Source organism: Vagococcus hydrophili, assembly GCF_011304195.1.
Taxonomy (GTDB): domain Bacteria; phylum Bacillota; class Bacilli; order Lactobacillales; family Vagococcaceae; genus Vagococcus; species Vagococcus hydrophili.
Window position 1 is genome coordinate 1,650,063 of sequence record NZ_CP049887.1, and the last position, 25,672, is coordinate 1,675,734.

16 protein-coding genes are annotated in these 25,672 nt (G+C 34.5%); 15 read left to right on the forward strand and 1 reads right to left on the reverse strand.

Features of this window, described 5'->3' with window-relative positions:
- The first annotated feature begins 153 nt into the window (after positions 1–153).
- From G7082_RS15120 to G7082_RS08335, 6 genes are all read left to right on the forward strand, one after another.
- The gene (locus G7082_RS15120) at positions 154–4,416 is read left to right on the forward strand and encodes a bacterial Ig-like domain-containing protein (protein ID WP_166034644.1); all 4,263 of its coding nucleotides are present in this window, start codon (positions 154–156) and stop codon (positions 4,414–4,416) included.
- 428 nt (positions 4,417–4,844) lie between these two features.
- Positions 4,845–5,549, forward strand: coding sequence for a response regulator YycF (gene yycF / locus G7082_RS08315; RefSeq protein ID WP_166034645.1), 705 nt, complete (start codon positions 4,845–4,847; stop codon positions 5,547–5,549).
- A gap of 13 nt (positions 5,550–5,562) precedes the next feature.
- Complete coding sequence (walK, locus tag G7082_RS08320) at positions 5,563–7,389, forward strand: cell wall metabolism sensor histidine kinase WalK (RefSeq protein WP_166034646.1); 1,827 nt, start codon at positions 5,563–5,565, stop codon at positions 7,387–7,389.
- The gene (locus G7082_RS08325) at positions 7,389–8,672 is read left to right on the forward strand and encodes a YycH family regulatory protein (RefSeq protein ID WP_166034647.1); all 1,284 of its coding nucleotides are present in this window, start codon (positions 7,389–7,391) and stop codon (positions 8,670–8,672) included. Before walK ends, G7082_RS08325 begins: the two co-directional genes overlap by 1 nt.
- The gene (locus G7082_RS08330; RefSeq protein ID WP_166034648.1) at positions 8,672–9,496 is read left to right on the forward strand and encodes a two-component system regulatory protein YycI; all 825 of its coding nucleotides are present in this window, start codon (positions 8,672–8,674) and stop codon (positions 9,494–9,496) included. The genes G7082_RS08325 and G7082_RS08330 overlap by 1 nt, the downstream gene beginning before the upstream one ends.
- Before the next feature lie 63 nt (positions 9,497–9,559).
- Entirely contained in the window at positions 9,560–10,363 is an 804-nt protein-coding gene (locus tag G7082_RS08335) for an MBL fold metallo-hydrolase (RefSeq protein WP_166034649.1), read from the forward strand.
- Positions 10,364–10,783: 420 nt separating this feature from the next.
- Here G7082_RS08335 and G7082_RS08340 read toward each other — a convergent pair whose 3' ends face one another.
- Complete coding sequence (locus G7082_RS08340; RefSeq protein WP_166034650.1) at positions 10,784–12,151, reverse strand: S1C family serine protease; 1,368 nt, start codon at positions 12,149–12,151, stop codon at positions 10,784–10,786.
- Between the two features lie 320 nt (positions 12,152–12,471).
- Between G7082_RS08340 and rlmH the strand changes: the two genes are divergently transcribed.
- From rlmH to G7082_RS08380, 9 genes are all read left to right on the forward strand, one after another.
- Positions 12,472–12,951, forward strand: coding sequence for a 23S rRNA (pseudouridine(1915)-N(3))-methyltransferase RlmH (gene rlmH / locus G7082_RS08345; RefSeq protein ID WP_166034651.1), 480 nt, complete (start codon positions 12,472–12,474; stop codon positions 12,949–12,951).
- 30 nt (positions 12,952–12,981) lie between these two features.
- Positions 12,982–14,007, forward strand: a complete 1,026-nt coding sequence (locus G7082_RS08350; RefSeq protein WP_166034652.1) for a hypothetical protein — start codon at positions 12,982–12,984, stop codon at positions 14,005–14,007.
- Positions 13,979–14,158, forward strand: coding sequence for a hypothetical protein (locus tag G7082_RS08355; protein WP_166034653.1), 180 nt, complete (start codon positions 13,979–13,981; stop codon positions 14,156–14,158). Before G7082_RS08350 ends, G7082_RS08355 begins: the two co-directional genes overlap by 29 nt.
- A 604-nt stretch (positions 14,159–14,762) precedes the next feature.
- Entirely contained in the window at positions 14,763–16,040 is a 1,278-nt protein-coding gene (gene ltrA / locus G7082_RS08360) for a group II intron reverse transcriptase/maturase (RefSeq protein ID WP_166033354.1), read from the forward strand.
- Positions 16,041–16,492: 452 nt separating this feature from the next.
- On the forward strand, positions 16,493–19,750 hold the full coding sequence (locus G7082_RS08365) for a helicase-related protein (protein WP_166034654.1): 3,258 nt from the start codon (positions 16,493–16,495) through the stop codon (positions 19,748–19,750).
- 100 nt (positions 19,751–19,850) lie between these two features.
- Positions 19,851–20,474 (forward strand): DUF4391 domain-containing protein, encoded by a 624-nt coding sequence (locus tag G7082_RS08370; protein WP_238842630.1) that lies wholly within the window; start codon positions 19,851–19,853, stop codon positions 20,472–20,474.
- Between the two features lie 35 nt (positions 20,475–20,509).
- Positions 20,510–21,148 (forward strand): DNA methyltransferase, encoded by a 639-nt coding sequence (locus G7082_RS15230; protein ID WP_420825007.1) that lies wholly within the window; start codon positions 20,510–20,512, stop codon positions 21,146–21,148.
- Positions 21,145–22,338 carry a DNA methyltransferase gene (locus G7082_RS08375; protein ID WP_420825008.1) on the forward strand — a complete coding sequence of 398 codons (1,194 nt, stop codon included), beginning with the start codon at positions 21,145–21,147 and terminating at the stop codon, positions 22,336–22,338. The genes G7082_RS15230 and G7082_RS08375 overlap by 4 nt, the downstream gene beginning before the upstream one ends.
- Positions 22,339–22,358: 20 nt before the next feature.
- Positions 22,359–25,349, forward strand: coding sequence for a restriction endonuclease (locus G7082_RS08380; protein ID WP_166034656.1), 2,991 nt, complete (start codon positions 22,359–22,361; stop codon positions 25,347–25,349).
- Positions 25,350–25,672 lie beyond the last annotated feature (323 nt).

The following is a 25,672-nucleotide window of genomic DNA, read 5'->3' on the forward strand; positions in this document are numbered from 1 at the left end:
ATCATCAGTTTATGAGTGTAGTTCTACCAATTTATTAAACTGACTAATCTTAATCTAAATTATTTTTTTACTAAATAAGTCTTAAGTTTTGATAACAAACGTCCGAATGTAATTATGAAGAATTAATTTAGGAAGAAAAGAGGACGTGTTTTAATGAAGACAAGAAAAATAATGGTTTGTCTGAGTGTTGCGACGTTATTTATTTCCCCAGGGGTTGCCATGGCGGAAGGGTTGGTTAAAGAACCAGTTAAAAAAACAGAACAATCTGAAGAGAATAGTTTAAATACAGTAGAAACAAACAGTACAGAAGAGGTCATCACTAATCCAAATGTAAAAGTAGATCCAGTTGTACCAGAAACAACAGTGAATGAAGTCTCACCAATTTCACCCGTGACAAATGAATCAATCAATCTACCATCAAAAGAAAATATCACTCAAATGATGAAAGAAGAAAAAGGAACTTATGGAACGAGTGCTTGGAAGTTAGATAAAAATGGGGTTCTACATATTTACTCAGGTGAATTACCGGAAACAATGAGTGCAAGTCCATGGATTACTTTACGCTCAAATATTAACAAAGTTAGTTTAGAAGGTTCTATTTCTGTATCAGAAAATTCAAAGCAAGCTTTTTTAGAGTTGTTTCAAGGGTTGCGTGTGGATAAGTTAGACCGATTAAAAGTGAAAAATGATTTACCAGTGCCAACAACTGCGTTAACGGATGACTCCAATGGACAAATCAATCAAGCTAAGAAATCAAAAAAGAATCATTCAAATAAAGCGCAAAAAGTAACAGCAGATGTTAGTTCAAAAAAAGAAGGAAAAAATAAAGTAGCTTCTAAAGTACCTCATTTATCAAACAGAGAAGCATCAGCTGAAATAGTAGCTAATAGTAGAGAACAGGAAGAAGTCACAGTTTCAGCACCAAGAGCAGTCGAAGGTATTGAAGTTCAAGAAACCACGACAGTTATTAAACAAGGTGAAGAATGGGATCCAAGAGCTAATATTATTTCAGCATATTACCCAAAAGACCCAATAGACCCAATAGACCCAAGTAATCCAACTGAAACTGAATTGGAAGATGTAACTTCTAAAGTTTTAATTACCGATCAAAACGGAAAAGAAATAACTAAAACAAAGTGGGAAGAACCAGGAGATTTTGTAATAACTTATTCTTATAAAGATATAAAAGAAGAGGTAGTATTAACTGTCCGTGCTCGTACAGTGGATATAAATGTATTAACGAAAGCACCAATTAAACCAGGAAATGAATGGACACCGGGTGATAATCTTGGAGATTGTCCTAACGAAGATGGTGAAAATGTTTCAGATCAAGTTAGAGTTAAAGAAGTATTTTATGAAGATGATATCTATGTAGATACTGTAAATACAAGTGTGCCAGGAGTTTATACCGTTGTGTATGAGTATTCTGATGAATACATAACTGTCGAAAAAAGTACAAAAGTAACAGTTGATTTTTATGAAGTAAAATTAAGTTCAATTTCAACCCCAGAGAAGGAACCTTTAAAATTCGGTAGTGAGTGGGATCCCGCTGATAACTTTGGCGATGGAACAGATAAAATGGGGAAAGACATTGATTTTTATGAAGATGGCGTAACTTATACGATTTCTTACAATCAAAAGAAAGTGGATACTGTTGATACAACAAAACCGGGTGTTTATAACGTTACTTATGCTCATCAAGGGAAAAAATCACCTGTTGCTAAAGTGATTGTTGATGTTCGTCGTGTGGAGCTAGTTGTTGTCGATTCTCAAATTGGTATGGGTGAAGACTGGGATCCGATTGATAATATTGTTTCTTGTACAGATAAAGAAGGCGTTTACGTTAATCCAAAAAATGTTAAATCCACAGGAACTGTTGATACGACCAAACCAGGAGTTTATCCGGTTAAATATACATATGATGGTGTGAGTCAAACAGCTAAAGTAACAGTTACAGAGCAGTTAGATGGTAATTGGGGAACTAGTACATGGTATGTTCGTGATAAGGTATTACATATTGGAGCAAAAGGTAAACATCAAGCCTTTCCAAATGCCACAGGAACAAGTCCTTGGGCGGTTCATAATAAACGAATTAGTAAGGTTGTCTTTGATGGGCAAGTAGCTGCTAATGAAAGTTTGAAAGGTTTATTCAGTGGATTAGATAATGTTGTTTCTATTGAAGGCTTGGAGTATTTAGATACAACCAACACAACGGATATGAGTTCAATGTTTAATGGCTGTCGTAGTTTAACAACTCTTAATAATTTTTCATACCTTTACACTGGTAAAGTTACGAATATGAACTCAATGTTTAATGGAACAAGTAGTTTAAAAGAAATTGATTTATCAAATTTCCATACAGAAGAAGTAACGGATATGGGTTCAATGTTTAGTGGAAATACTAACCTAGCATCACTTGATTTATCAGAGTTTGATACAAGTAAAGTGAATCGTAGTGTAGGAATGTTTTCTAACACCAACTTAGCAACAGTTGATTTTGGAAAAAGCTTCAAAGTTAAAGAAGATCCTAAACTAGGTAAACCAGCAAGACAACAAGGTGGCATTGATTATTGGATTTCAGCAACAGCACCTAAAGCTGGGGCAAATGAGCCAATTTACACAGTAAAAGAGATGAATAGTGGTTTAATTGCTGGAACGAAAAAAGATAAGTTCCAAGGAGCTTTAGAACCTGTAATTAATGCTCATGATATCGAACTTTATTCTGGAGAAAAATGGGATAAAAAGGATAATTTTGATAATGCGACAGATTATCGCGGTAATAAATTAGCTTTAACTAGTTTGAAATTTGAAGGTAAAGTAGATACTAAAGTACCGGGAGAATATCCTATTAGTTACTCATATGGTGATGCTCAAAAAGAGGCAGCTGTGACTAAAGAAGTGACAGTAACGGTTAAAGAAAACCAAGCAGCCTTAGTTGTGATGGATTCTGATTTGATTGTTGGAGATGCGTGGAAAGCAGAAGATAACATCAATCTTGAAAAGAGTGTGGATAAAGAAGGAAATGCTCTTCAAACCATGGACAATGTAAAGGTTGAAGGAACGGTTAACACGAATAAAGCTGGAACGTATACGATTAAATATAGTCACCCAGATTTAGTGAAAACTGAAACTGTAAAAGTTGTTGTTAAGGCAGATCAAACAGCTATTAACATTCATAATTCTGACTTATATGTAGGCTCTAAGTGGAAAGCAGAAGATAATTTTGATAGCGCTGTGGATCGAAAAGGTAATAAAGTACCTTTTGAAGAAGTAGAAGTTAAAGGCGATGACAAAGTAGATACAAATAAAGTTGGCGAATATAAAGTCAGCTATACATATGAAGATAAAACAGATGTCGCTGTCATCAAAGTAAAAGAAAAAGAAAATAAAACAGCCCTTCATGTGCATGATTCAACTTTAATTATTGGAGAAGCTAATCCTTGGAAACCGATTGATAATTTTGACGGTTGTTCTGATAAAGATGGTAACCGAGTGAGCTTTGATGATGTGACTGTTATTGGAAAAGTGAATGTAAAAGAAGCTGACGTTTATGAAGTGACGTATAGTTACGGTGATGTGAGTGAAATTGTTCGTGTTACAGTGAAAGAAAAAGAATACCCAATTGAAATTAATGTGCATGATTCTACCGTTTTTGTGGGAAGTAATTGGGAAGCAGAACAAAACTTTGATAGCTGTTACGATCTCCATGGAGTAGAAGTCGAGTACGATCAAATGAGAGTTAATAGTAAAGTTGATATCGAAACTCCAGGCGTCTATAAAGTGAAATATTCTTATGGAGGTACTTCAAAAGAAGCATCCGTAACAGTAGCTGAACGGATTGATAAATCAGAAATTAATGTCCATGATTCTAAGATAAATATCGGGGATGATTGGTATCCTAAACAAAACTTCGACAGTGCTATTGATAAAGATGGTAAAAAAGTAAGCTTTGATAAAATGACTGTGGAAGGTACTGTGGATACTGAGAAAAAAGGTACTTATGAAGTGAAGTATAGTTATGAAAATGAGACGAATGCAGCTTATATAAGTGTAGGTGCCAAAGATCCGGTGACAGATCCAAAAGACCCAGATAAAGACCCAGATAAAGACCCGAATAAAGATCCAAATAAGGATCCAAAAAAGGATGAAGACAAAGATCCGAAAGACAATAAGAAGCCGGATGATACTAGTAATTCTAATGCAAAAAATAATAATGGAAATACTAACAATCCGAATGGAAATAACGGAACTACTAATCCAGGAACAGGTGGAGCTGCAGATCAAAATCAAACACCTCTTGAAAAATTAGCTTCTGGATTACCACAAACAGGTGAATTGAAAAACTATTCATTTGGTATTTTAGGTGGATTAATTTCAAGTGTGACAGGCTATCTGTTCTATAAAAAAAGAAAATAAATAAAAAAGAAGACACAAAAAAAGTAGAAACTTTCGTTTCTACTTTTTTTGCTTCGGTACAAGTAAGGTTTTGTAAGGGAAGGGGAAAACAAAACTTGTACCTCAATTATTAGCCGAATAAATTAAATAAATTAATTTATACCCTTAGCTTAATGCATAACTTGGCTGACTGACAACAAAAAAAGGCATATATTTGAAAGAAGTAATCATTAGCACTTGAAAAGATTGTTACAACAAGGTTACTGAATTGTCGTTTTTTGCGTATCAATACGCATAAAATGATATTTAAAGGGATAAAAATACAGAACAGTCGTTTTTTGAAGGATAAAAATAGGTAAAGAAATAAATATTTTAGATAGAAAGGAAAATGTTGTATAATGAATGGTGATACAAGTAAGAAGAATTTCTTAATTCAAGGAGGTCCAACATTGAAAAAAATATTAGTAGTAGACGATGAAAAGCCAATTTCAGATATTGTTAAATTTAATTTAAGTAAAGAAGGTTACGAAGTTTTTACAGCCTTTGACGGAGAAGAAGCCGTTGAGATGGTAAGTGAGGTTGAGCCAGATTTAATCTTACTTGATTTAATGCTACCTAAAAAAGATGGTTTAGAAGTTTGTCGTGAGGTTCGTAAAAATTATGACACACCGATCATTATGGTAACTGCCAAAGATTCAGAAATAGATAAAGTCTTAGGTTTGGAGCTTGGTGCAGATGATTATGTGACGAAACCATTTTCTAATCGTGAATTAGTTGCCCGTGTGAAAGCGAACTTACGTCGTCATGGCAATACAGCGACAAAAGTGGAAGAAGAAAACAACAATGAGTTAAACATAGGAGCCTTAACGATTCATCCAGATGCTTATATTGTTTCTAAGCGCGGTGAGACGATTGAATTAACACATCGTGAATTTGAGTTATTACATTATTTGGCTAAACACATTGGTCAAGTGATGACACGTGAGCATTTACTTCAAACAGTTTGGGGTTATGATTATTTTGGAGATGTGCGAACAGTGGATGTGACAGTGAGACGTTTACGTGAAAAAATTGAAGACAATCCAAGTCATCCAACATGGTTAGTGACACGTCGTGGTGTGGGTTATTACTTACGAAACCCAGAACAAGATTAGGAGTTTTGTCTAAATGAAACAGCAAAAATTACGCTTTTTTTCTTCGGTTCACTTTAAAATAGCTTTGGTCTTTGTCTTACTTTTGATGATTTCCATTCAAATTATTGGAGCTATTTTTATTCGTGAGTTAGAATCTTCAACGATTCAAACCTTCGAGGAAAATATTACGTCACAAGTCGATTCTTTAGCGACTAATTTAAGTAACGATTTAACGAAACATCAAGAAAATCCGAAAGAGAATAATCTGAAACGAACGCTTGTTGAATTTGCTAAAAGTGATATTTTAGAAGCGCGTTTAGTGGATGATAAAGGGATTGTCATTGCGACAAGTGACCCTAATCTTCAAGGTGATGTGGGTAAAAAGAATGATTATGAATCTTTTAATTCTTTCACACAAAAGAAAGAAGAGCGAAAAGACCCGGTAACTGGTGATCGTGTGTACGTGAATATTCAGCAAGTGTATTCACCCACAGGTAACGCAGTCATCGGTTTTCTTTATGTGAAAAGTGATATTGAAAGTAAGTACCGTCAAGTCAGCGATATTGCTTTAATTTTCTTCTACGCTTCGATGATTGCTTTGGTATTTTCATTGCTCATTGCTCTTTTGGTTGCTAGAACGATTACTAAACCAATTGGTGAGATGAAGCAACAAGCAGTACGGATTGCTAATGGTGATTATTCCAGACAAGTTGAGGTTTACGGGAAAGATGAGTTGGGACAATTGGGTGAGACCTTTAATGAATTGTCCGCTCGGATTGAGGAAGCACAAGAAACTATGGATGCTGAGCGGAGACGATTAGACAGCGTTCTATCTCATATGACCGATGGGGTTATTGGGACAGATCGTCGAGGTAATATTATCCTAATTAATGAAACAGCTTTGACTTTACTACAAGTTCAAATGCAAGATGTTTTAGGTGAGTCCATATTGTCTTTACTTGATATTGAAGATGACTATACATTTAGAGCTTTATTAGAAGAACAAGAAGAGATTTTGATTGATTTCTCTGAAAAAATTGACGAAGCCATGATGCTTAGAGCTGAATTTTCTATGATTCGTCGTGAGTCTGGATTTATTAGTGGATTAGTGTGTGTGCTCCATGATGTTACCGAGAAAGAAAAAGACGAAGAAGAACGTCGTCAGTTTGTATCGAATGTTTCTCATGAATTAAGAACACCCTTAACAAGTATGAGAAGTTACATTGAAGCACTCAATGATGGCGCGTGGCAAGACCCGGAAGTAGCGCCAGCTTTCTTAAAAGTGACGCAAGAAGAAACCAATCGTATGATTCGTATGATTAATGATTTACTTCAATTGTCACGAATGGATGCTAATAAAATTGAGTTAAAACTAGAATTAGTTAACTTAAATGAACTGTTTAATTATGTTATTGATCGTTTTGATATGTTGATTAAAGACAGTGATAAAAATTACGAGATTAAACGAGAATTTACGAAACGATCAATTTGGGTTGAAATTGATACGGACCGCATGATTCAAGTATTTGATAATATTTTGAATAATGCTATGAAATATTCGCCTTCTGGTGGAACGATTACCTGTCGTTTACTAGAAACACATAAAAACGTGATTTTGAGTATTTCTGATGAAGGCTTAGGGATTCCAAAGCAAAATCTTGGAAAAGTCTTTGATCGATTTTACCGAGTGGATAAAGCAAGGTCTCGTGCAATGGGTGGCTCTGGTTTAGGGCTGGCTATTTCGAAGGAATCTGTTAAAGCACATGGGGGAAGTATTTGGGTTGAAAGTGAGGAAGATAGAGGATCAACATTCTTTATTTCTTTACCATATGAACCATACGAGGAGGATCTTTGGGAATAATGAATCAATTAATCGAACGCGTTATTAAGACAAGCTTAATTATGATGATTTTACTTAGTTTATTCCTATCGTGGAAAATATGGACCAAACCTGCCAATCGTTCAGTTTCTGAAAAAGAAAACAATTCAGAATTAGTTCAAATGAAAAAAATGTCAGAAGTCTATGTTCCGACTAAGCTTTTTTATCATAAGAGTAAAAACGAGTTTTTAACATCAAGTAAGGAAAATACCTTACTTGATATTCACAACAAGCTGATTAAGTTTGAAATGAAAAATAGTAAAATAATGGATGAAAAAAGTATTAAAGAGATGCTTTTTTCTGACAATAGTTTTAATTTACTGTATCCAAATGAATTACCCTTGTCTGTTTATAAAGACATTTACCGTTTAGAATTTGATGTGGCAAAAGAGTACGAAGATTTTAGATTCAATCGGTTGATTTATTCTTTTGACAAAGAAGAACTTTTTCTTGTGAATGCCAAATTAACGACAGGAATTAAATTTAGTACTAAAGGAGACAGTAATTCAATCAAAGAATTGGTTGAAAATGAGAAGAAAAATAATTACTCACCGGTTAAATTATCAGAAGAAAACATTGCTGGAATTTATTATTTAACAGATGATGTAAAACTTAAAACATATAGTTACATGGTGGCGACCCAGTCTTTCACGACTTTCTCAAAAGCCTTTTTCGAGCAGTCTAATGATCTGTATTCAAATGATACAGAAAATGTTAATTTATCTAATGGTGAGGGAGAATCTTTAACGATTCAATCTGAAACAGGTGAAGTGACGTATGTTGGAAAACTCAATTCAACGAGTGCTGGAACGAATACCTTGTATCAAGATACCTTCCAATATGTGGAAAACTTAGGAAACTCTCTTGGAACGCTACGTTACTTTGACGACAAAGAAGGCAATATTACGTATCGAAATTATGTGGACGGTTTTCCAGTGTTTGGTAGTGATATTAAGGGTCGTTTGGAGATCATGGTTCAAAATAAGCGTGTATTAGTCCGGACGAATCAAGAAGCAATTCAAATTCCAATCCCTTCTGATGAGACAGTGACATTAATGTCTACGGATAAATTAATGAATAAACTTGTTGAAAATGGGGTTGATATTTCATTGGTTGAGGATGCTCAAATTGGCTATGAATGGCAGACAAATCAAGAAACAAAACAAGCCGTTGATTTAGTTCCAACGTGGTATGTGAAATATAAAAATGTTTGGTATTCGGATGAAAAACTAATCAAGGATATCGTAAAAGGAGGCGCTGAATAATGGATTTTAAGCGTGTTGAAGGCATATTTTTAGCGGTCTTCCTCTTTTTAAATATGTTTTTATTTTATGTGTATCAAGAAGGAAAACCTAAACAAGATACGAATTCTTCAAGAAGTATTTCAGAAAATATTGAAGAACGGTTGAAGTCTGACGAAATCAGTTTACCTCATGCGTTATCGACTAAAAATAGACAGGCGTATTATTTGTCTGCTGAGGAAAGCGAGCTTGTTGTTGAAGCTAAGGAGACTCTGAAGAATCAAGATTGGCAAGTAAATAATGCTAAATTATTTAGTCAATTACTTAGACGAAATGATTTGGATATTTCTGATGGGGATGAAGTTAAAAAAGTTAAGCAATTCATGGCTCAAAAGCAAAATGTCATTAAGGGCGATGACTACGTGATGAATGCTCATGAAAGTAGTTCCAACAAAAAGTACGTCTTTTCTCAAGTTTGGGAGGATATTCCTTTCTATGATGAAACGTCTCAGGTGACTGTCTACTTATCTAAAAATGATGGCAATCGTTTAATGATCGATAGTTATGATCAAACTTATTTGAATAATATCGAGCCGTTAAGGGACCAACAAGGAATTATTTCTGAAAGAGAAGCGATTATTAGTTTGTATACTAACAACAGTTTACAACCAGGCAGTAAAATTAAGTGGATTGATTTGGGCTATACTCGGACCTTTACGATTCGCGGGAAAAATGTTTATGTGCCAGCGTGGTTTGTTGCTGTAGAGACGAATAAAAATGCGGTGAAAGTTGAGCGAGTAGATGCTTTTTCTGGGTCAATTATTTCGGCGAATGTTTCTGAGAGATGAAAAATCAGCTGAAATGTTATATACTTATCAGCAGTAAATTGTACGTAGGAAGGAAGAGCTTTTGTGGAAAATAATGGATTCAAGGTGAGTGTTCTTGCAAGTGGTAGTTCTGGAAATTCACTGTATGTTGAAACAGGACAAAAGCGAATACTTGTTGATGCAGGATTAAGTGGTAAAAAAATCACTGGATTACTGGAGCAAATTGGGAGAAAACCTGATGATTTAGATGCTATTCTAGTAACTCATGAACATCGCGATCATATCCACGGTGTGGGTGTGTTGGCTCGTAAATACAAGCTAGATGTGTATGCTAATGAAAAAACATGGCAAGCCATGGAACCTTTAATCGGTGATGTGAGCTTTGAGCAGAAAAATATTTTTAATATGGGCCAAGTCATGACATTAGGTGATATCGATATTGAAAGTTTTGGTGTGTCACATGATGCGGCAGATCCTCAATTCTATCAGTTTCATAAAGACAATAAATCATTTGTAGTCCTAACCGATACAGGTTATTGTAGTGACCGGGTGCGTGGCATTATTAAAAATGCAGACGGTTATTTGATGGAAAGTAATCATGATTTAGCCATGCTTCGAATGGGGAAATACCCCTGGAGTACGAAGCAACGTATTTTAAGTGATAAAGGGCATTTGTCTAATGAAGACGGAGCTTCTGTAGCGCTTGACGTGATTGGTGATAAAACAAAACGCATTTATCTAGGACATTTAAGTAAAGAGAATAATCTCAAAGAAATTGCTCATATGACAATGACAGATACCTTGATTAAAAATGATGTGGATACATTCAAACAAGTGAAAGTCTTGGATACAGATCCAGAAAAAGCATGTTCATTGTTTGCGATTTAGATCAGAGTGATGAAAAAGGCGTCTAGCTCCAAGCAACTGGAGTGAATACTAAACAATCCACGTTTTTCGGATTGCTTAGTATTTGCGAAGTTGTCGTAGGAGCTGCCTTTTGAATCCAGACTAGATCAGAGTGGTGAAAAAATCGTTTTGCTCCAAGCAACTGGAGGAACTACAAAAAAATCCGCTTTTTGGATTTATTTGTAGTTTTGAAGTTGTCGCGGGAGCAGTCTTTTTATTCCGGACTACATCAGAGTGAGTAAAAAAGCAGATTCCAATTTCAAGGAATCTGCTTTTTTTGGCTTCTAAACGGCATAAAAAAAGCAAGTTCTACGGAGATAAACCGAAAATCACAAAAATTTGAGAAGCAATTTTCATGATTTCCTTTTTATCTCTTGAAGTTGAGCGCTTTTTTTATAGCCTCTATTGTTGATAACTGCTATTTTCTAATGTTTTTTCTTTTTTCTGTTGTTGTTCTAATAATTTACTAGAGTCTTGGTCTAGTTTTACTTTTGTAGATTCTTTTTTACCATTGCGGTAGTAAGTGATTTCCATATCATCACCAATTTTTTTGTTGTAGAGTTTAGATTGTAACTCAGCACGGTTAGCAATGTCTTTGCCATCTAATTGTGTAATGACATCATATTTTTTCAATCCGCCTTTTTCAGCAGGAGTCCCTTTTTCCACAGAACCGACAACGACACCATTAGTTATTTCATCGCCTTTAATTTTTAGAACACTTTCTCGTTCTTCAGCACTGATTCTATTTAGGTCAATCATTGAAACGCCTAACATTGGACGAGCAACTGGTTTTCCTGTTTCTAATTGGTTGATGATTTTCACGACATCGTTACTTGGAATCGCAAAGCCCATACCTTCTGCAGAAACGCCTGAAGCTGCTTGTGCAATCTTACTTGAGTTGATCCCAATAACTTGTCCACTTGAGTTAACTAAAGCCCCACCAGAGTTACCTGGGTTAATAGCGGCATCTGTTTGAATGGCGTTACTACTAATAACGGAACCATCTTCAGCTTGGTTTGTAATCATACGGTCTTTAGCAGATACAATCCCTTGAGAAACTGAGTTAGAGAATGATGACCCCAGTGGAGATCCCATTGCAAGGGCAGCTTCTCCAACTTGAACCTCGTTTGAATCAGCAAATTCAGCAACATTTGTTACGTCTTTTGATGAAATTTCAAGAACAGCTAAGTCACTATAAACGTCTGTTCCAACGACTTTTGCTTCGGCTTTTTTACCGTTACTAAAGGTGATATTAACAGCGTCAGAGCCTGTGACCACGTGATTGTTAGTAACGATGTATGCTTTGTCCCCGTCTTTACGGTAAATAACGCCACTACCTTCACTTGCTTCAGCTAGTTTGCCATCATCTTTACTTCCTTCAGAAGGTCCAAATATTCTTTCTAAATCAGAAAGTTCAGATTGTTGTTTTTTCATGGTTGTGACAGAAACAACCGCATTATCCATTTTTTTAACCGCACCTGTCACATCATTATTAACAGTTGATTTAGTGTTTTGTACTTTGGTTTTACCTGTATCGTTCACTTCTTCTTTTGATAAGGTGTGTGAAGTTGAAGTGTTGGCATTATTATCTTTATTAATAACAGTGTATCCTCCGACAACAAGTAGGCCACCTAAAGCACCTGCTAGTAGGGAAACACCGATTTGTTTGAAGTAAGCATTGTTCTTTTTAGGCTTAGGATGTTTTAAGACCTTTTCTTGATTTGTATCTTTTCTTGTCTCTTTAGTTTCTGGGGTTACGTCTTTTCTCATTATGTTCGGTGTAAAAACACCTTTCCTCCTTTTGGGTTCTCGTATATAAACATTATATTTTGTTTGATGTAATAAGTCTAACCTTCAATTTTGAATAAAAAGTGAAGAACTTGGGATCAATTTCAATTTTTTTAAGAAAAAGAATGAATTTATTCGGAAAAAATGAGAAAATAAAGAACGAAATGTAAAAGTTTTTCCACATGACTTACCCACATGGATGGGGATAAGAGAGTGAATAACTTTATTTACAGCTGTTTATCTGTGCGTAACTCTGTGGATAAGTGTGGATAACTTTTAAATAGAAGCAAAGGACGAATTAAATGAAAATAAAAATAATCGCTGTTGGTAAATTAAAAGAGAAATATTTAAAACAAGGCATCGCAGAATACCAAAAAAGACTAGGAAAATACTGTAAATTCGAAATAATCGAAGTCCCTGACGAAAAAGCCCCAGAAAATCTAAGTGACACAGAGATACTACAAGTTAAAGAGAAGGAAGGACAAAAAATCCTATCGAAAATTTCGGATGGTGACTACTTATTTGCGCTAGCGATTCAAGGAAAAGAAATCACTTCAGAAGGTTTTGCAGAGCAGATTGATTATTTGAGTACAAGAGGAACCAGTTCTTTTGCTTTTGTAATTGGTGGGTCATTGGGATTGTCTGATGAAGTGATGAAGAGAAGTGACGCGCAGATATCATTTGGGAGATTGACGTATCCTCACCAATTGATGCGACTGATTTTGACGGAGCAAGTTTATCGATGTTTTAGGATAATAAAGGGAGAACCTTATCATAAATGATGAGGTTATTTAGATTAGGAGGAAAGTATTGTGAATGAATTTGATATAATAATACCAAATGAATCAGAGTTAGTAATCGATGTAACAGATAACGGGCTATATGATTATAATTTTGAAGCTTTTTCGTTAAGCGGTTTGCAAGAAGTAGCTAATGCTCAAGTAAATAGTAAGATATTGAATAAGTTTACTAATATGATTGTGGGAAATACCTCAACATTAGGAGAATTAAAAAATCTATTGGATAGTCAAGAAGCTGACTATGTAGCAGATTTGTCTAAAGTAGCAAAAGAAAAATTGGCTAGTGGTGAGTGGAAATTAGGCGTAAGAGCTAAAACAGGAGAAACATATGCAATAATTAAAGATGCGGCAACTGGAAGAAGCCAAAGTTTTGTAACTTTAAAAGAAAAGGTAACGACTGATCTAGGTATGCTACCGCAGTTAGCAGCAGTTCAATATCAATTGAAAGAAATATCAGAACAGATACAAACACTAACTCAAGCAGTTACTAGAGTGGAACAAGGTCAATATGATGACAGGTATGCAGGATTCATTAGTTCTAGACAAATGGTGTTAGAAGGAATGTCCGTATCCGATGAAACGATTAGGAAAAACTTATTGTCTTCAGCAATAAACTTGAATAATGAAACGATTGGAAAATTAATGTTTTCAATTCATAGAAATTCATTAGAACTAATCGACGATAAGACAAAAACAAAAGATATAATTAGGTTAGAAAAACATTTAACAGAATCATTAAGTTATCTAAATGCATCGGTTCAACTGAACGTAGTAGCATATACAACATTAGGTGAAGCGAAAGCAATATCAACAAGCCTTAGAAATTATAAGGCATTTGTTGATCAAACCTTATTAAGTGATAAGACCAAAGACAATCGTTCTATTGCATGGTTAATTGATAATCATCGAAAAGAAGATGATGGACAATTTTTAGAGATATCACAAAAAGTATCAGAAAAAATAGAATCATTAATCATAAATAAACCGATAGAGATTGGAGAAGAAGGAAATGAACGGATCGAAGAAGAAAGTTTGTAAGTATCCTAAATGTCAAAAAGAGATACCAGGAGAAAAAGGTGTTTTCTGTAGCCATCATAAAAAATCAGTAAAAGAGAAAAGCGAAGCTGCCATAACTATATTAGGAGCTACTGGGGCTTTTTTATTGACTGTTATTAAGAAAAAGGATTAAAAGTTAAAAGAAGAAAGCTATTCGGGGTCGATTTCTGTATTTTGAACAAAATAATTAAATGAAATTAAAGAGAGAAAACATTAGAAAAGTGATGGTTTTTCTCTTTTTTGTTCGCCCAGCATGGGCGAACTCTAACGGGTGAAAGTCCCTAACACGACCTAATAGTGGTAAGTGTATAGCCGAAAGCAAGGGTGTCCATGGTGACGTGGAATCTGAAGGAAGCTCTAGGTAAAACTCTGGTCTGACGAATAGAAATCACATAGGAGGCTACATACGAGGATAAAACTGCAAAAGAAGTTAAAGTCCGATAACTATTGAAATAATCGTATGGAGTATATGTGGCAGATAGATGGAGTGAAAGAGTTCGCACCTTAACTGGGGAGGTCTCATCATCTTATCCCAAAATCTTATGGCAACATAAGGCTGAGATATGAGAAGTCAGCAGAAGCCGTAGTAGTGAAGACGGTTAGTGAAAGTTAACTAGAGCGAAGGGCTGAACAATTTTAATGTTATCAAAAATTAATCACTGGAAGAGGAAATAGACTACTGACGAAAAGTTTTAAAGTAGATACCGACTTTACAGAATTGAAAGGAAATAACAACTATGTACACAGAAACAGTTTTAGAACAAATCGTGGATAGAAAGAATCTGAATCAAGCATTTAAGCAAGTCAGACGAAATAAAGGTGCCGAAGGTGTGGATGGTATGACTATTGAAGAAACGGCGAGTTATATAACGTCTAATAGAAAAGAAATAGTCACCCAAATCAGAAACAGAAAGTATAAACCATCCCCCGTTTTAAGAGTAGAAATACCGAAGCCAACTGGTGGTGTCCGACTTTTAGGTATACCAACAGTAAAAGATCGTGTGATACAGCAAGCTATATCTCAAGTGATTTCCCCCAAGTTTGATAAGGAGTTCAGTCCATATAGCTATGGATTTAGGCCTAACAAACAAGCTGAAATGGCCATCCAACAATCGTTGGATTACTTTAACGAAGGCTATGAATGGGTTGTAGATATTGATTTGGAGAGATTCTTTGATACTGTGAATCATGATAGATTAATGAATTTAATCTCACGAGTGATAAAAGATGGTGATGTCATTTCTCTGATTAGAAAATTTTTAGTTAGTGGTGTACAAGTCAACGGACAAGTTAAGCCAACGGATATAGGTACACCACAGGGCGGTAATTTATCTCCTCTACTAAGTAATATTATGTTAAATGAATTGGATAAAGAACTTGAAGCAAGACAGCTTCATTTTGTCAGATATGCAGATGACTGTTTAATTATGGTGAAAAGTGAAATGTCAGCGAGAAGAGTCATGCGCTCAGTAACAAAATTTATCGAAGAGAAATTAGGACTAATTGTGAACGTCACAAAATCCAAAATAATTAAAGCTGGAGACTCAGAGTTGAAGTATTTAGGTTTTTCTTTTTATAAAGGAAAGGATGGCTATCAAGCTAGACCACATCAAGCATCAGTTGAAAGCTTTAAGTTTAAATTAAAAAGGCTGACACGTAAAAATTGGAGTGTCAGTATCGAGGATAAAATTAAACGATTGAATCAAGTGATATTAGGTTGGATTAACTATTTTAAGATTGGAAAAATGAAGAAAAATCTATCGAAGATAGAATCTCATCTACGTTTCCGAGTGAGAATGTGTTTATGGAAACAATGGAAAACCGCTCAAAATAGAAGAAAGAATTTAATAAAACTAGGTATGGATAAATATACTGCTTATAAATACAGTCATACAAGTAAAGGCGTAGTGAGGATAGCTTATTCATGGGTCATGACTACCACGATGACAAATAAGAGAGTAGCCGAATTAGGACTAATCTCTTGTGTAGAACATTATAGTAAAGTACATAGTTAATTTAAAATTGAACCGCCGTATACGGATCAGTACGTACGGTGGTGTGAGAGGACGAATAATCAAACATGGTTATTCTCCTACTCGATGTGTTTAAAGGAGTGCTTAAAATAGTGCTCTAATCGTTTTGAAAGTAATGGCTAACATAACGGCCCTCTAGATATAAATAATCGCTAGAGGGCGTGTTATGTAGGTGCGTATCATAAAAGAATTAGTATGAAAGTCTATAAGAAAAATATAGTAAAGTGAAAGGTGTAAAACCACTAACTAGTTTTCAAATTGATTATTACATACTTTTGTAAAATATATTTTTTTCATGATATACTATAATTATTATAAATTTTAGTAAGCTATAGAGGGATATGTGATAAAGCAATATTTATAAAGTTATTGACATTAAAATTACTACAGGATAAAAAGCTAATTATAAGCTTTGAAAATCTTAGGAGATACTCATGAAAATAAAGTTGATAGATAATAAGGGGGATAATACCCTAGAAAAATTAATAAGTGATAAAGTAACAAAACATTCAAAAATCAGTATTCAAACAGCTGCCTTTTCAATTTTTGCATTCCACTCATTACAAAAGGAAATTAAGCGTTCAAAAGAATTACGTTTGGTTCTGACCAAAACTTTCTTGGAAAAAGAAGAAACTAGTTTTTTGAAGCGTTATGAAATTGCGCAAAACGAAGAAAACATTTCTGGAAATAAATATGAAATCAAGCTCAAAAACAAGATGAACACCGCTTTTATTGCTCGCGAAACAGCGCGGCTAATCGAGGAGAAGGTTAAGGTTCATCAGCTTGGACCAAACCAAAGTGCTTTAGATGCATTATTGATTGAGAACAATGACAATGAATCTAGCTTAGTTGTTCCAGCAATGTTTAAGTTTACTTCAGATGGTCTTGGAATTACAGAGTCAAATAGTGTTTCATCAATGACAGCAATTGAAGGAGCTGATCCTAACTATTTCAAAGGAATTAAAGCTGACTTTGATAATGTTTGGAACGATCCTAAAAAATCAAGGGAAATTACTAATAAGGTTCTTGAGAAGGTAAGAACAATCTATCAGGAAAATTCACCAGAATGGATTTATTTTATATCACTGTACCATATTTTCCATGACAAACTAAGTGAACTAGATGAACAAGATATAGCTCCAGACGGATCAGGATTTAAAGACTCAATCATTTGGAATAAACTCTACCAATTCCAAAAAGATGGTGTGATGGGATTGATACGTAAACTAGAAAAATATAATGGTGCAATCCTTGCTGATTCAGTTGGGTTAGGTAAGACATTCTCGGCATTAGCAGTTATTAAGTATTTTGAACTACAACGTAAACGAGTACTGGTTCTCGCGCCCAAACGTCTACGAGATAACTGGACTCTTTATACTCGTCCAGATGTACGGAATGTTTTAATGGATGATTACTTTCATTATACGGTTTTAAATCATACTGACCTTAGTCGTTATAAAGGTGAGAGTGACGGTATTAATTTGAATACTCTATTATGGTCTGATTTCGATTTGGTTGTCATAGATGAATCACACAATTTCCGTAATAATGATACAAGTGTTAATCGCGAAACTAAAACACGTTATCAACGGCTGATGGAAGACGTCATTCAGAAAGGTCGGAAAACAAAAGTATTGATGCTTTCAGCTACACCAATTAATAATCGAATGAATGATTTGAAAAATCAGATTGGTTTTATTACAGAAGGTAAAACAGATGGCTTGTCTAAACATGGTGTTGAGGATATTGATACAACTTTACGTTTAGCACAACAAGCATTTAATCAGTGGATGGAACTTAAAGAAAATGAACGAACTACTCAGAACTTCCTTGATAGAGTGAATCCAGATTATTTTAAATTACTAGATATGCTGACAATTGCACGTAGCCGGAAACACATTGAAAAATACTATGATACTACTTCACTGGGAGAATTTCCTGAACGATTAAGTCCAATTACCAAGAAATCTGATATTGATGCATCAGGAAAATTCCCTGACCTGCAAACTGTATATGACTCAATTGGTTACTTAAATATGGCAATGTATCAGCCTTTACAATATGTGCTTCCTAATAAACGTAGATATTATGAGGAACTGTATGATACGAAGGTGAAAGAAGGTAAATCTTCGTTTAGACAATTAGATCGTGAAAAAGCCTTATCTAAGCTAATTCGTGCGAACCTGTTTAAGCGATTAGAAAGTTCAATTTATTCTTTTGGTTTGACAATTGATCGAATGGTTACTGGAATCAAAAGCATACTTGACCGTATTAGTGAACAACAATCCGGCCATATAGAGAAGCCAAGTATTACGGATATTGACGATGAGGATCTGGAAAGTACCTTTGATGAACAAGCGGTGGGAACGAAAACCAAGATATTAATTGGTGACATGGACTTACTGAAATGGAAACAATCATTAAATGAAGATTTGAAAATATTGAAGGAATTACAGGAAGCTACACATCAGGTTACACCTGAAAAAGATGCTAAGCTGATGGACTTAATGAAGGTTCTAAAAAATAAGTATGAGAATCAAGTCAATAGCAATAACAAGAAAGTTATTATATTCACAGCTTATGCAGACACAGCTAATTATCTATATGAGAATTTAGTTGATAAAGTGAAACGAGTGTATAGTCTGAATTCTGCTTTGGTTACTGGAGGTTCAACGTCTAACAAAACAAACATGAAGGATGTAGCAGTTAGTGATATGAATGATATATTGACTAACTTTTCACCACTTTCAAAGGGACGAGACCAGATTAATCCGAATGCCGTAGAAGAAATTGATTTATTGATTGCTACAGATACCATTTCCGAAGGTCAAAATTTGCAGGATGCAGATTATTTAATCAATTATGATATTCATTGGAATCCAGTTCGGGTTATTCAACGTTTCGGGCGTATTGATCGTATCGGTTCTCGCAATAAACAAATTCAGTTGGTAAATTTCTGGCCAAATGTTGATTTGGATACTTATCTGAACTTGGAACAGCGCGTCAAAGGACGAATGGTTATGTTAAACACAGCAGCGACTGGTGAGGATGACTTGTTGAATATTAATTCCAACAAAGAAATGAATGACTTAAAGTATCGTAAGAAACAATTAGAGCAATTACAAAAACAAGTTATTGATTTAGAAGAAGTGAATGGTGCAATTTCTATCACAGATATGACATTTAATGATTTTAAAGCAGATTTGCAGAATGCTTTGAAGGAACATGAGAAGTTGTTGAATGAGGCACCACTTGGTATGTACGCTATCACTGATAATACTAATTTTCCTGAAGCTGAACCAGGTGTTATATTAACGTTAAAACAGCAAACTAATGACTTAAGGCAAGAAAATAGTATCTTACCTTATATTGTTATTTATATGCGCATGGATGGAACAGTTAAAATTAATTACATGTATTCCAAACAAGTATTAGATTTCTTTAAAAAATTAACAGTTGGAAAAAAGACTGTTAATCAACCTCTTGTAGATGAATTCTATGCGGAAACGAATGGAGGGAAATATATGAGTACTTATTCTGAAATCTTGAGTAAGGCGATTGAAGCGATTCGTGGTAAACAAGATGAAGTAGGAATGGGCTCATTATTCTCACCTGGGGGTACTAGTATACAAACTGAACTGTTGGACGATTTGGATGATGTTGAGTTAATTTCATTTTTGATTATTAGGTAGGTGAGCTAATTTGGACACGAATGACATAATAAAATGGTGGGGTTTTCCAAGTGCTACGATAATCAATCGTAATTTGCCAAAAAAACAAATATATTCTCATATGAAAAATACTAAGGATAAACAATTTTTACAAAATTTTGTTCAAAGTATCTATTTGTTGGCTAGTCTCAAAACTGAAAATACACGTATTGAAGTGTATGAAGATGATAAGGTTCTCTACCAAGAAATTCAATTTCTTTATGTGGAAATGAAGGATAAAGGTGAATCGAATAAAATCTATAAAATATTGACACATTTAATTCCATATCCATTAGTAATTCTTTTTGAGGAATCAGACTGCTTTACTATCTATACTGGTCGTTTTGAAAGAAATTCAGAAGATTTCTTGAAGTTAGTAAATATATATCCATCACCAGTTTATCAAAAAAGAGATCTTGAGAACGTCTTGCAACAACTTACTTTGATTGACTTACCAAGACAGAACTTTAAGACGTTTTATGACGGACTACGTAATGAGATTATTTCAGCAACAGCTAAGTTACAATATGATGAAAATATTGGTAGTATCACTGCTGAAGAGAAAGACCAGCTGGATAATTTGAAAAAACAAATTGAGGATTTGCGAAATTCAATCAAAAAGGAAAATCAGTTGAATCGTAAGATTGATATGCAGATGAAGTTGAAAAACTTGAAAGATGAACTTTCAAGTAAGCTAAATCAATAAATACGTTTGAAAAGCTAAGAAAGGAACATCAATCTATGATGAAAGAAAGAAATAACCAACTATTAGAAGAAGTGTCTTCTAGTTCGCTTAATATCACTGAACAAAATATTGAAAAAATGAAGGATTTATTTCCTGAAGTTCTAACTGAGGAGAAAATTGACTTTGATAAGTTACGTTTGGTTCTTGGAGATGAAGTTGAGACAGAATCAGAACGTTATAGTTTTAATTGGAATGGTAAAAAAAAGACCATCCAACTGGCACAACAACCAACAGTTGCAACGCTTAAGCCGAATAAATCAAAATCAAAGAATTGGGATGAAACTAAAAATCTTTATATTGAAGGAGATAACTTAGAAGTCTTAAAGATTTTACAGAAATCATATGCAAATAAAGTAAAACTTATATATTTGGATCCACCTTACAACACTGGAAGTGATTTTGTATATAAGGACAGTTTTTCTGATTCACTTGATAATTACTTAGAGTCTACTGGTCAGTCGAATGAGGCAGGAAAAAAACTTGCAACGAATTTGGAAACCAGTGGACGGTATCATACGGATTGGTTGAATATGATGTATCCGAGATTAAAGTTAGCTCGTAACTTATTGACTAAAGATGGAGTAATTTTTATTAGTATTGATGATAACGAACAGGGAAACTTAAGAAAAATTTGATTACTCAAATTGCTCATAAGGCTCGTGCGTCTGTTTCTAATGACAAAATTATTAGTCAAAATCATAATTTTATTTTACTTTACGCCAAAAATATTGATGTTGTATTTAATAAACGTTCTGAAGTTGGATTAGACCCAGTGCTAGAGGGATTTAGTAATCCAGATGCTGATTCTCGTGGAGACTGGAAGGGTACTCCAGTGGACGGACCAGGTGGTGCTAAGAAAGGAAACCCGTACTATGAATTTATGGGAGTTGAGGGATATTTTAGATACTCTAAGGAAACAATGCAAAAATTATATGATGATGGATTGATTGTTAGGACAAAGAATGGTTTACAACGTAAATATTTCTTAACGGATGCTATAAAATCTCGGAAAACGGATACAAGCTGGTGGGAAAATGGTGGCTATACTACTAATGCAACAAGAGAGTTGAATGGCTTGATGGGTGAGAAAACATTTGACACTCCGAAACCAGTTGAATTGATTGAAAGAATGTTAAAACTTTTTACTAATAATGATAAAAAAGCGATAGTGCTTGATTTTTTCTCTGGATCTGGAACTGTTGCTGAGGCTGTGATGAAAATAAATAAAGAAGATGCAGGTTTTAGGAAATATATACTTGTTCAACTGCCAGAAGTAATTGCTGAAAAGACAGATGCTTTTAATGCAGGATATAGAAAAATTCCTGAAATCGCTGAAGAACGTATTCGTCGGGCTGGAGACAAGATAATAGACAAAAATCCTGATTTAACAGGGGAGCTTGATATTGGATTTAAAGTTTTTGAACTAGAAAGATCAAATCTCAAAAAGTGGAATTCTGACCCTGAGGATTTGGTGACTATGTTTGATTCAATTCAAGACAATCTTGAAGCGGGTTCAACTGAAGACGATTTAGTTTTTGAAATTATGTTGAAGCAAGGGTTAGAGTTGACATTGCCAATTGAAAAAATCATAGTTGGTGATGCTAATATCTATAAAATTGCATATGGTTCGTTGTTTATTGTTTTAGGTAAAAATATTACAAGTAATGCTTCTAAAAAAATTGTTGAGTTCATAAAAAATGAAGCACTGGAAGACGTTGCAATAGTGTTACAAGATACTGGCTTTATAAGTGACAGTGAGAAGTTGAATTCCATTGAGATTTTGAATACAGGTGGAGTGGATTATAACGATATTTTAAGTATTTAAAATAAAGGAGATAAAGGCACTTGAAAATACAATTTGACACGCTTGATTATCAGACAGATGCCGTTAATAGCGCTGTTCGGATGTTTGAAGGTCAAACGATAAAAGAATCGAATTTTACAATTACGAAGGACAGTCCACAAGGAACTTTGTTTTCCAGTGATGGTATCGGAGTTGGTAATCGTGTGATTATTAATGAAGAACAGATGTTGAAAAACATCAATAAAACACAGATTCTCAATGGAATTGTTCCTAGTGATGTTTTATTTGGGAACAATAGTTCCTTTCCTCAGTTCAATATTGAGATGGAAACCGGAACTGGTAAAACCTTTGTTTACTTAAAAACCATTCTAGAGTTGAACAAACAATATGGATTTATAAAATTTGTTATTGTTGTGCCGAGTATTGCAATTAAGGAAGGTGTACTTAAGACTTATCAAATCACAAAGGATTATTTTAAGAACCAGTACAATGGTGTGATTTATGACCTGTTTATGTTCGATAGTAGTAAACTTGATCGAGTACATTCATTTGCATCAGCTAATACTATTGACATTATGGTTACGACAATTCAGTCTTTCAATAAGGATACGAACGTCATCAATCGAGAAAATGACCAACTTTCTGGTGCACGCCCTATCGACTTGATTGCCGAAACGCGACCAATTGTTATTATAGATGAACCACAATCAGTTGATAATACGGATTTGGCAAAAGCTGCGCTATCAAGCCTTAATCCGTCTGCTGGATTCCGTTATTCAGCAACCCATCGTGATATTACTTATCCGAAGATTTATCAACTGGATGCGGTGGAAGCGTATGACAATCAATTGGTTAAACAAATTGAAGTAGCCGGCATTGAAATGGGTGAAGACGGCAACCGTGCACATTTGAAATTGATTGAGGTGAAAACAGGTAAGAATGGAATTAGTGCCAGAATTGAAGTTTACAAAAAGACCCGTAGTGATGCGGATAAAATGATTATTACTTTCAAAGCTGGTGATGACATGTTTACAAAGACCAAACTTCAAGTTTATGATGAAGTGGGGTTTATTCAAGATATTGATGCTACACCTGGTTTTGAGTCAGTTACATTTTCGGGTAACCCAGAAAAGATAACTCTTGAATCAGCTACCTTGGAAGATGAAGCAATGAAGCGTGCTCAAATTGCTAAGACTATTGAAGAACACTTGAACAAAGAGTTGCAATTCAAAAAGGCGAAACACCGGATAAAAGTTTTGAGCTTATTTTTCCTAGATAAGGTTGAAAACTATCGTATTTATGATGAGGATGGCAATTCTAATCTTGGACGCTATGCGAGTATTTTTGAAGAAGAATATGAGCGTCTGATAAATTTGTCGAAATACAAAGAATTGAATGATGTAAATGTACCGATTTGCGAAGTGCATGATGGATATTTCTCAGTTGATAAAAAAGGAAAATTGAAAAATACCAAAGGTGATACACAAGCTGATGAATCAACATATGAAATGATTATGAAGAACAAGGAAGGTCTACTAACTTTTTATGATGAAGAAAAAAATAATACAGCAAAAGCAAATAAAATTCGCTTTATTTTCTCTCATTCTGCCTTGAAGGAAGGGTGGGACAATCCAAACGTCTTCCAAATTGCAACATTGATTGAAACGAAAGATACGATTACCAAACGACAGAAGATTGGTCGTGGGTTGCGTATTGCAGTTAACGAAGATGGAGAACGTGTACCTGGATTTACAGTAAACACATTGACAGTTATGGCTAATGAAAGTTATAAAGATTTTGCTGAAGGACTGCAAAAAGAATACGAAAAAGATGGTGTTAGTTTTGGGGTATTCAATAAAGACAGTTTTGCAACCATCATTGTTAAGTACGATGAAGTGACTGAAGAAATGGAAATTCTTGGTAAAGAAAAGTCTGAGCAACTATTCAATTACTTTAAAGATGAAGGATATATTGGAACTTTAGGACGGGCAACTGATAAGTTAAAACAAGCGATTACCGATCAGGAAATTGAGGTGCCAGAAGAATTTAATGAAGTGGTAGTTCAAATTTTGGACGTCGCTAAGTCTAAGGTTAAGAGCCTTGATATCAAGGATATTAAGGATAAAGTTGAAGTCAAAGTTGTAAAAGAAGCTTTGGCTGATGACTTCTTGGAACTTTGGAACAAAATCAAGTATAAGACGACTTATAAAATTGATTTCGACTCAGACAAGTTAATTGAATTCGCGACTAACGGTAACGAGTCATTTGACAGTGTTAATTCTATCCAAACTCGGAAGGGAACTTACCTTTACAAGAAAGGAATGGTTGAAATGAGTCAGGCGGGTGTTAAGGCTGGTGAATCTAATGAAAGTAGTGTACGAGCAACAACGAATGGTGCATACAAGTTACCAGATATTATTACTTTCTTGCAGAATGAAACAAGTTTAACTCGTAAGACAATAGTTGCAATTTTACAATCAGTCGATAATCTGGACAGCTTTAAGACTAATCCATTGTCATATATGAACCAGGCTTCGAAAATTATTAACGCAATTAAGAATCAACTTATTGTAGATGGGATTGAGTATACTCGTATAGATGATGAGTATGAACAGATATTGTTTAGCACAGAAACTTTGAATGCCTACCTAGGCGAGAAAGGTAATTCAGTGAAAGTTGATGAGAATAAACATAAAACCGTTTATGACTACGTTGTAACTGATTCAAGTATTGAAAAAGAATTTGCCCGAAAAGCTGAGATGGATGATAATGTTAAGTTCTATATCAAGCTACCAGATTGGTTCAAGATTCGTACACCGCTCGGTCCTTATAATCCAGACTGGGCATTGCTGTATGAAGAAGAAAATGAGCAGCATCTTTACTTTATAGTTGAAACAAAAGGAGACGTGAACTTTGAACAGTTGCGTCCTCATGAACGAGCAAAAATTATTGCGGGTGAGAAACATTTTAAAGCGGTTGATACTGATATTAGATTTAAACGGGTAAAAGATGAATCAGAGATTAGAAGCTAGATCATATGATCTTTATACCGCTTTTAAGAATAAAATAGGAAGTAGTACAAGATGTTTTACATCTATGATAGAACGTACAAGATAGACTTAATACTATGTTATTATTTCTCTAATTGAATATTCAAATACAAATCAAAGTAATCATATACTATAATGAGTGTATGATTACTTTTTTGGAGGAACGATAATGAATAAAGATATAACTAGATTAAAAATTTAAGCAAATAACTTGCCAAACTATGAGTTGTTAATTCTTATTTGTAGAAATCGAGTTGGATGCTAACTGAGTTGTTATTGTTTAAAAACTATTGCGATGTGAGGAG

Excerpts from the sequence above, each read along its gene's own strand:
- G7082_RS15120 (WP_166034644.1), top strand. The coding sequence starts at position 154 with ATGAAGACAAGAAAAATAATGGTTTGTCTGAGTGTTGCGACGTTATTT.
- walK (WP_166034646.1), top strand. The coding sequence starts at position 5,563 with ATGAAACAGCAAAAATTACGCTTTTTTTCTTCGGTTCACTTTAAAATA.
- G7082_RS08325 (WP_166034647.1), top strand. The coding sequence starts at position 7,389 with ATGAATCAATTAATCGAACGCGTTATTAAGACAAGCTTAATTATGATG.
- G7082_RS08330 (WP_166034648.1), top strand. The coding sequence starts at position 8,672 with ATGGATTTTAAGCGTGTTGAAGGCATATTTTTAGCGGTCTTCCTCTTT.
- G7082_RS08340 (WP_166034650.1), bottom strand. The coding sequence starts at position 12,151 with ATGAGAAAAGACGTAACCCCAGAAACTAAAGAGACAAGAAAAGATACA.
- rlmH (WP_166034651.1), top strand. The coding sequence starts at position 12,472 with ATGAAAATAAAAATAATCGCTGTTGGTAAATTAAAAGAGAAATATTTA.
- G7082_RS08355 (WP_166034653.1), top strand. The coding sequence starts at position 13,979 with ATGAACGGATCGAAGAAGAAAGTTTGTAAGTATCCTAAATGTCAAAAA.
- ltrA (WP_166033354.1), top strand. The coding sequence starts at position 14,763 with ATGTACACAGAAACAGTTTTAGAACAAATCGTGGATAGAAAGAATCTG.
- G7082_RS08365 (WP_166034654.1), top strand. The coding sequence starts at position 16,493 with ATGAAAATAAAGTTGATAGATAATAAGGGGGATAATACCCTAGAAAAA.
- G7082_RS08370 (WP_238842630.1), top strand. The coding sequence starts at position 19,851 with ATGAAAAATACTAAGGATAAACAATTTTTACAAAATTTTGTTCAAAGT.
- G7082_RS15230 (WP_420825007.1), top strand. The coding sequence starts at position 20,510 with ATGATGAAAGAAAGAAATAACCAACTATTAGAAGAAGTGTCTTCTAGT.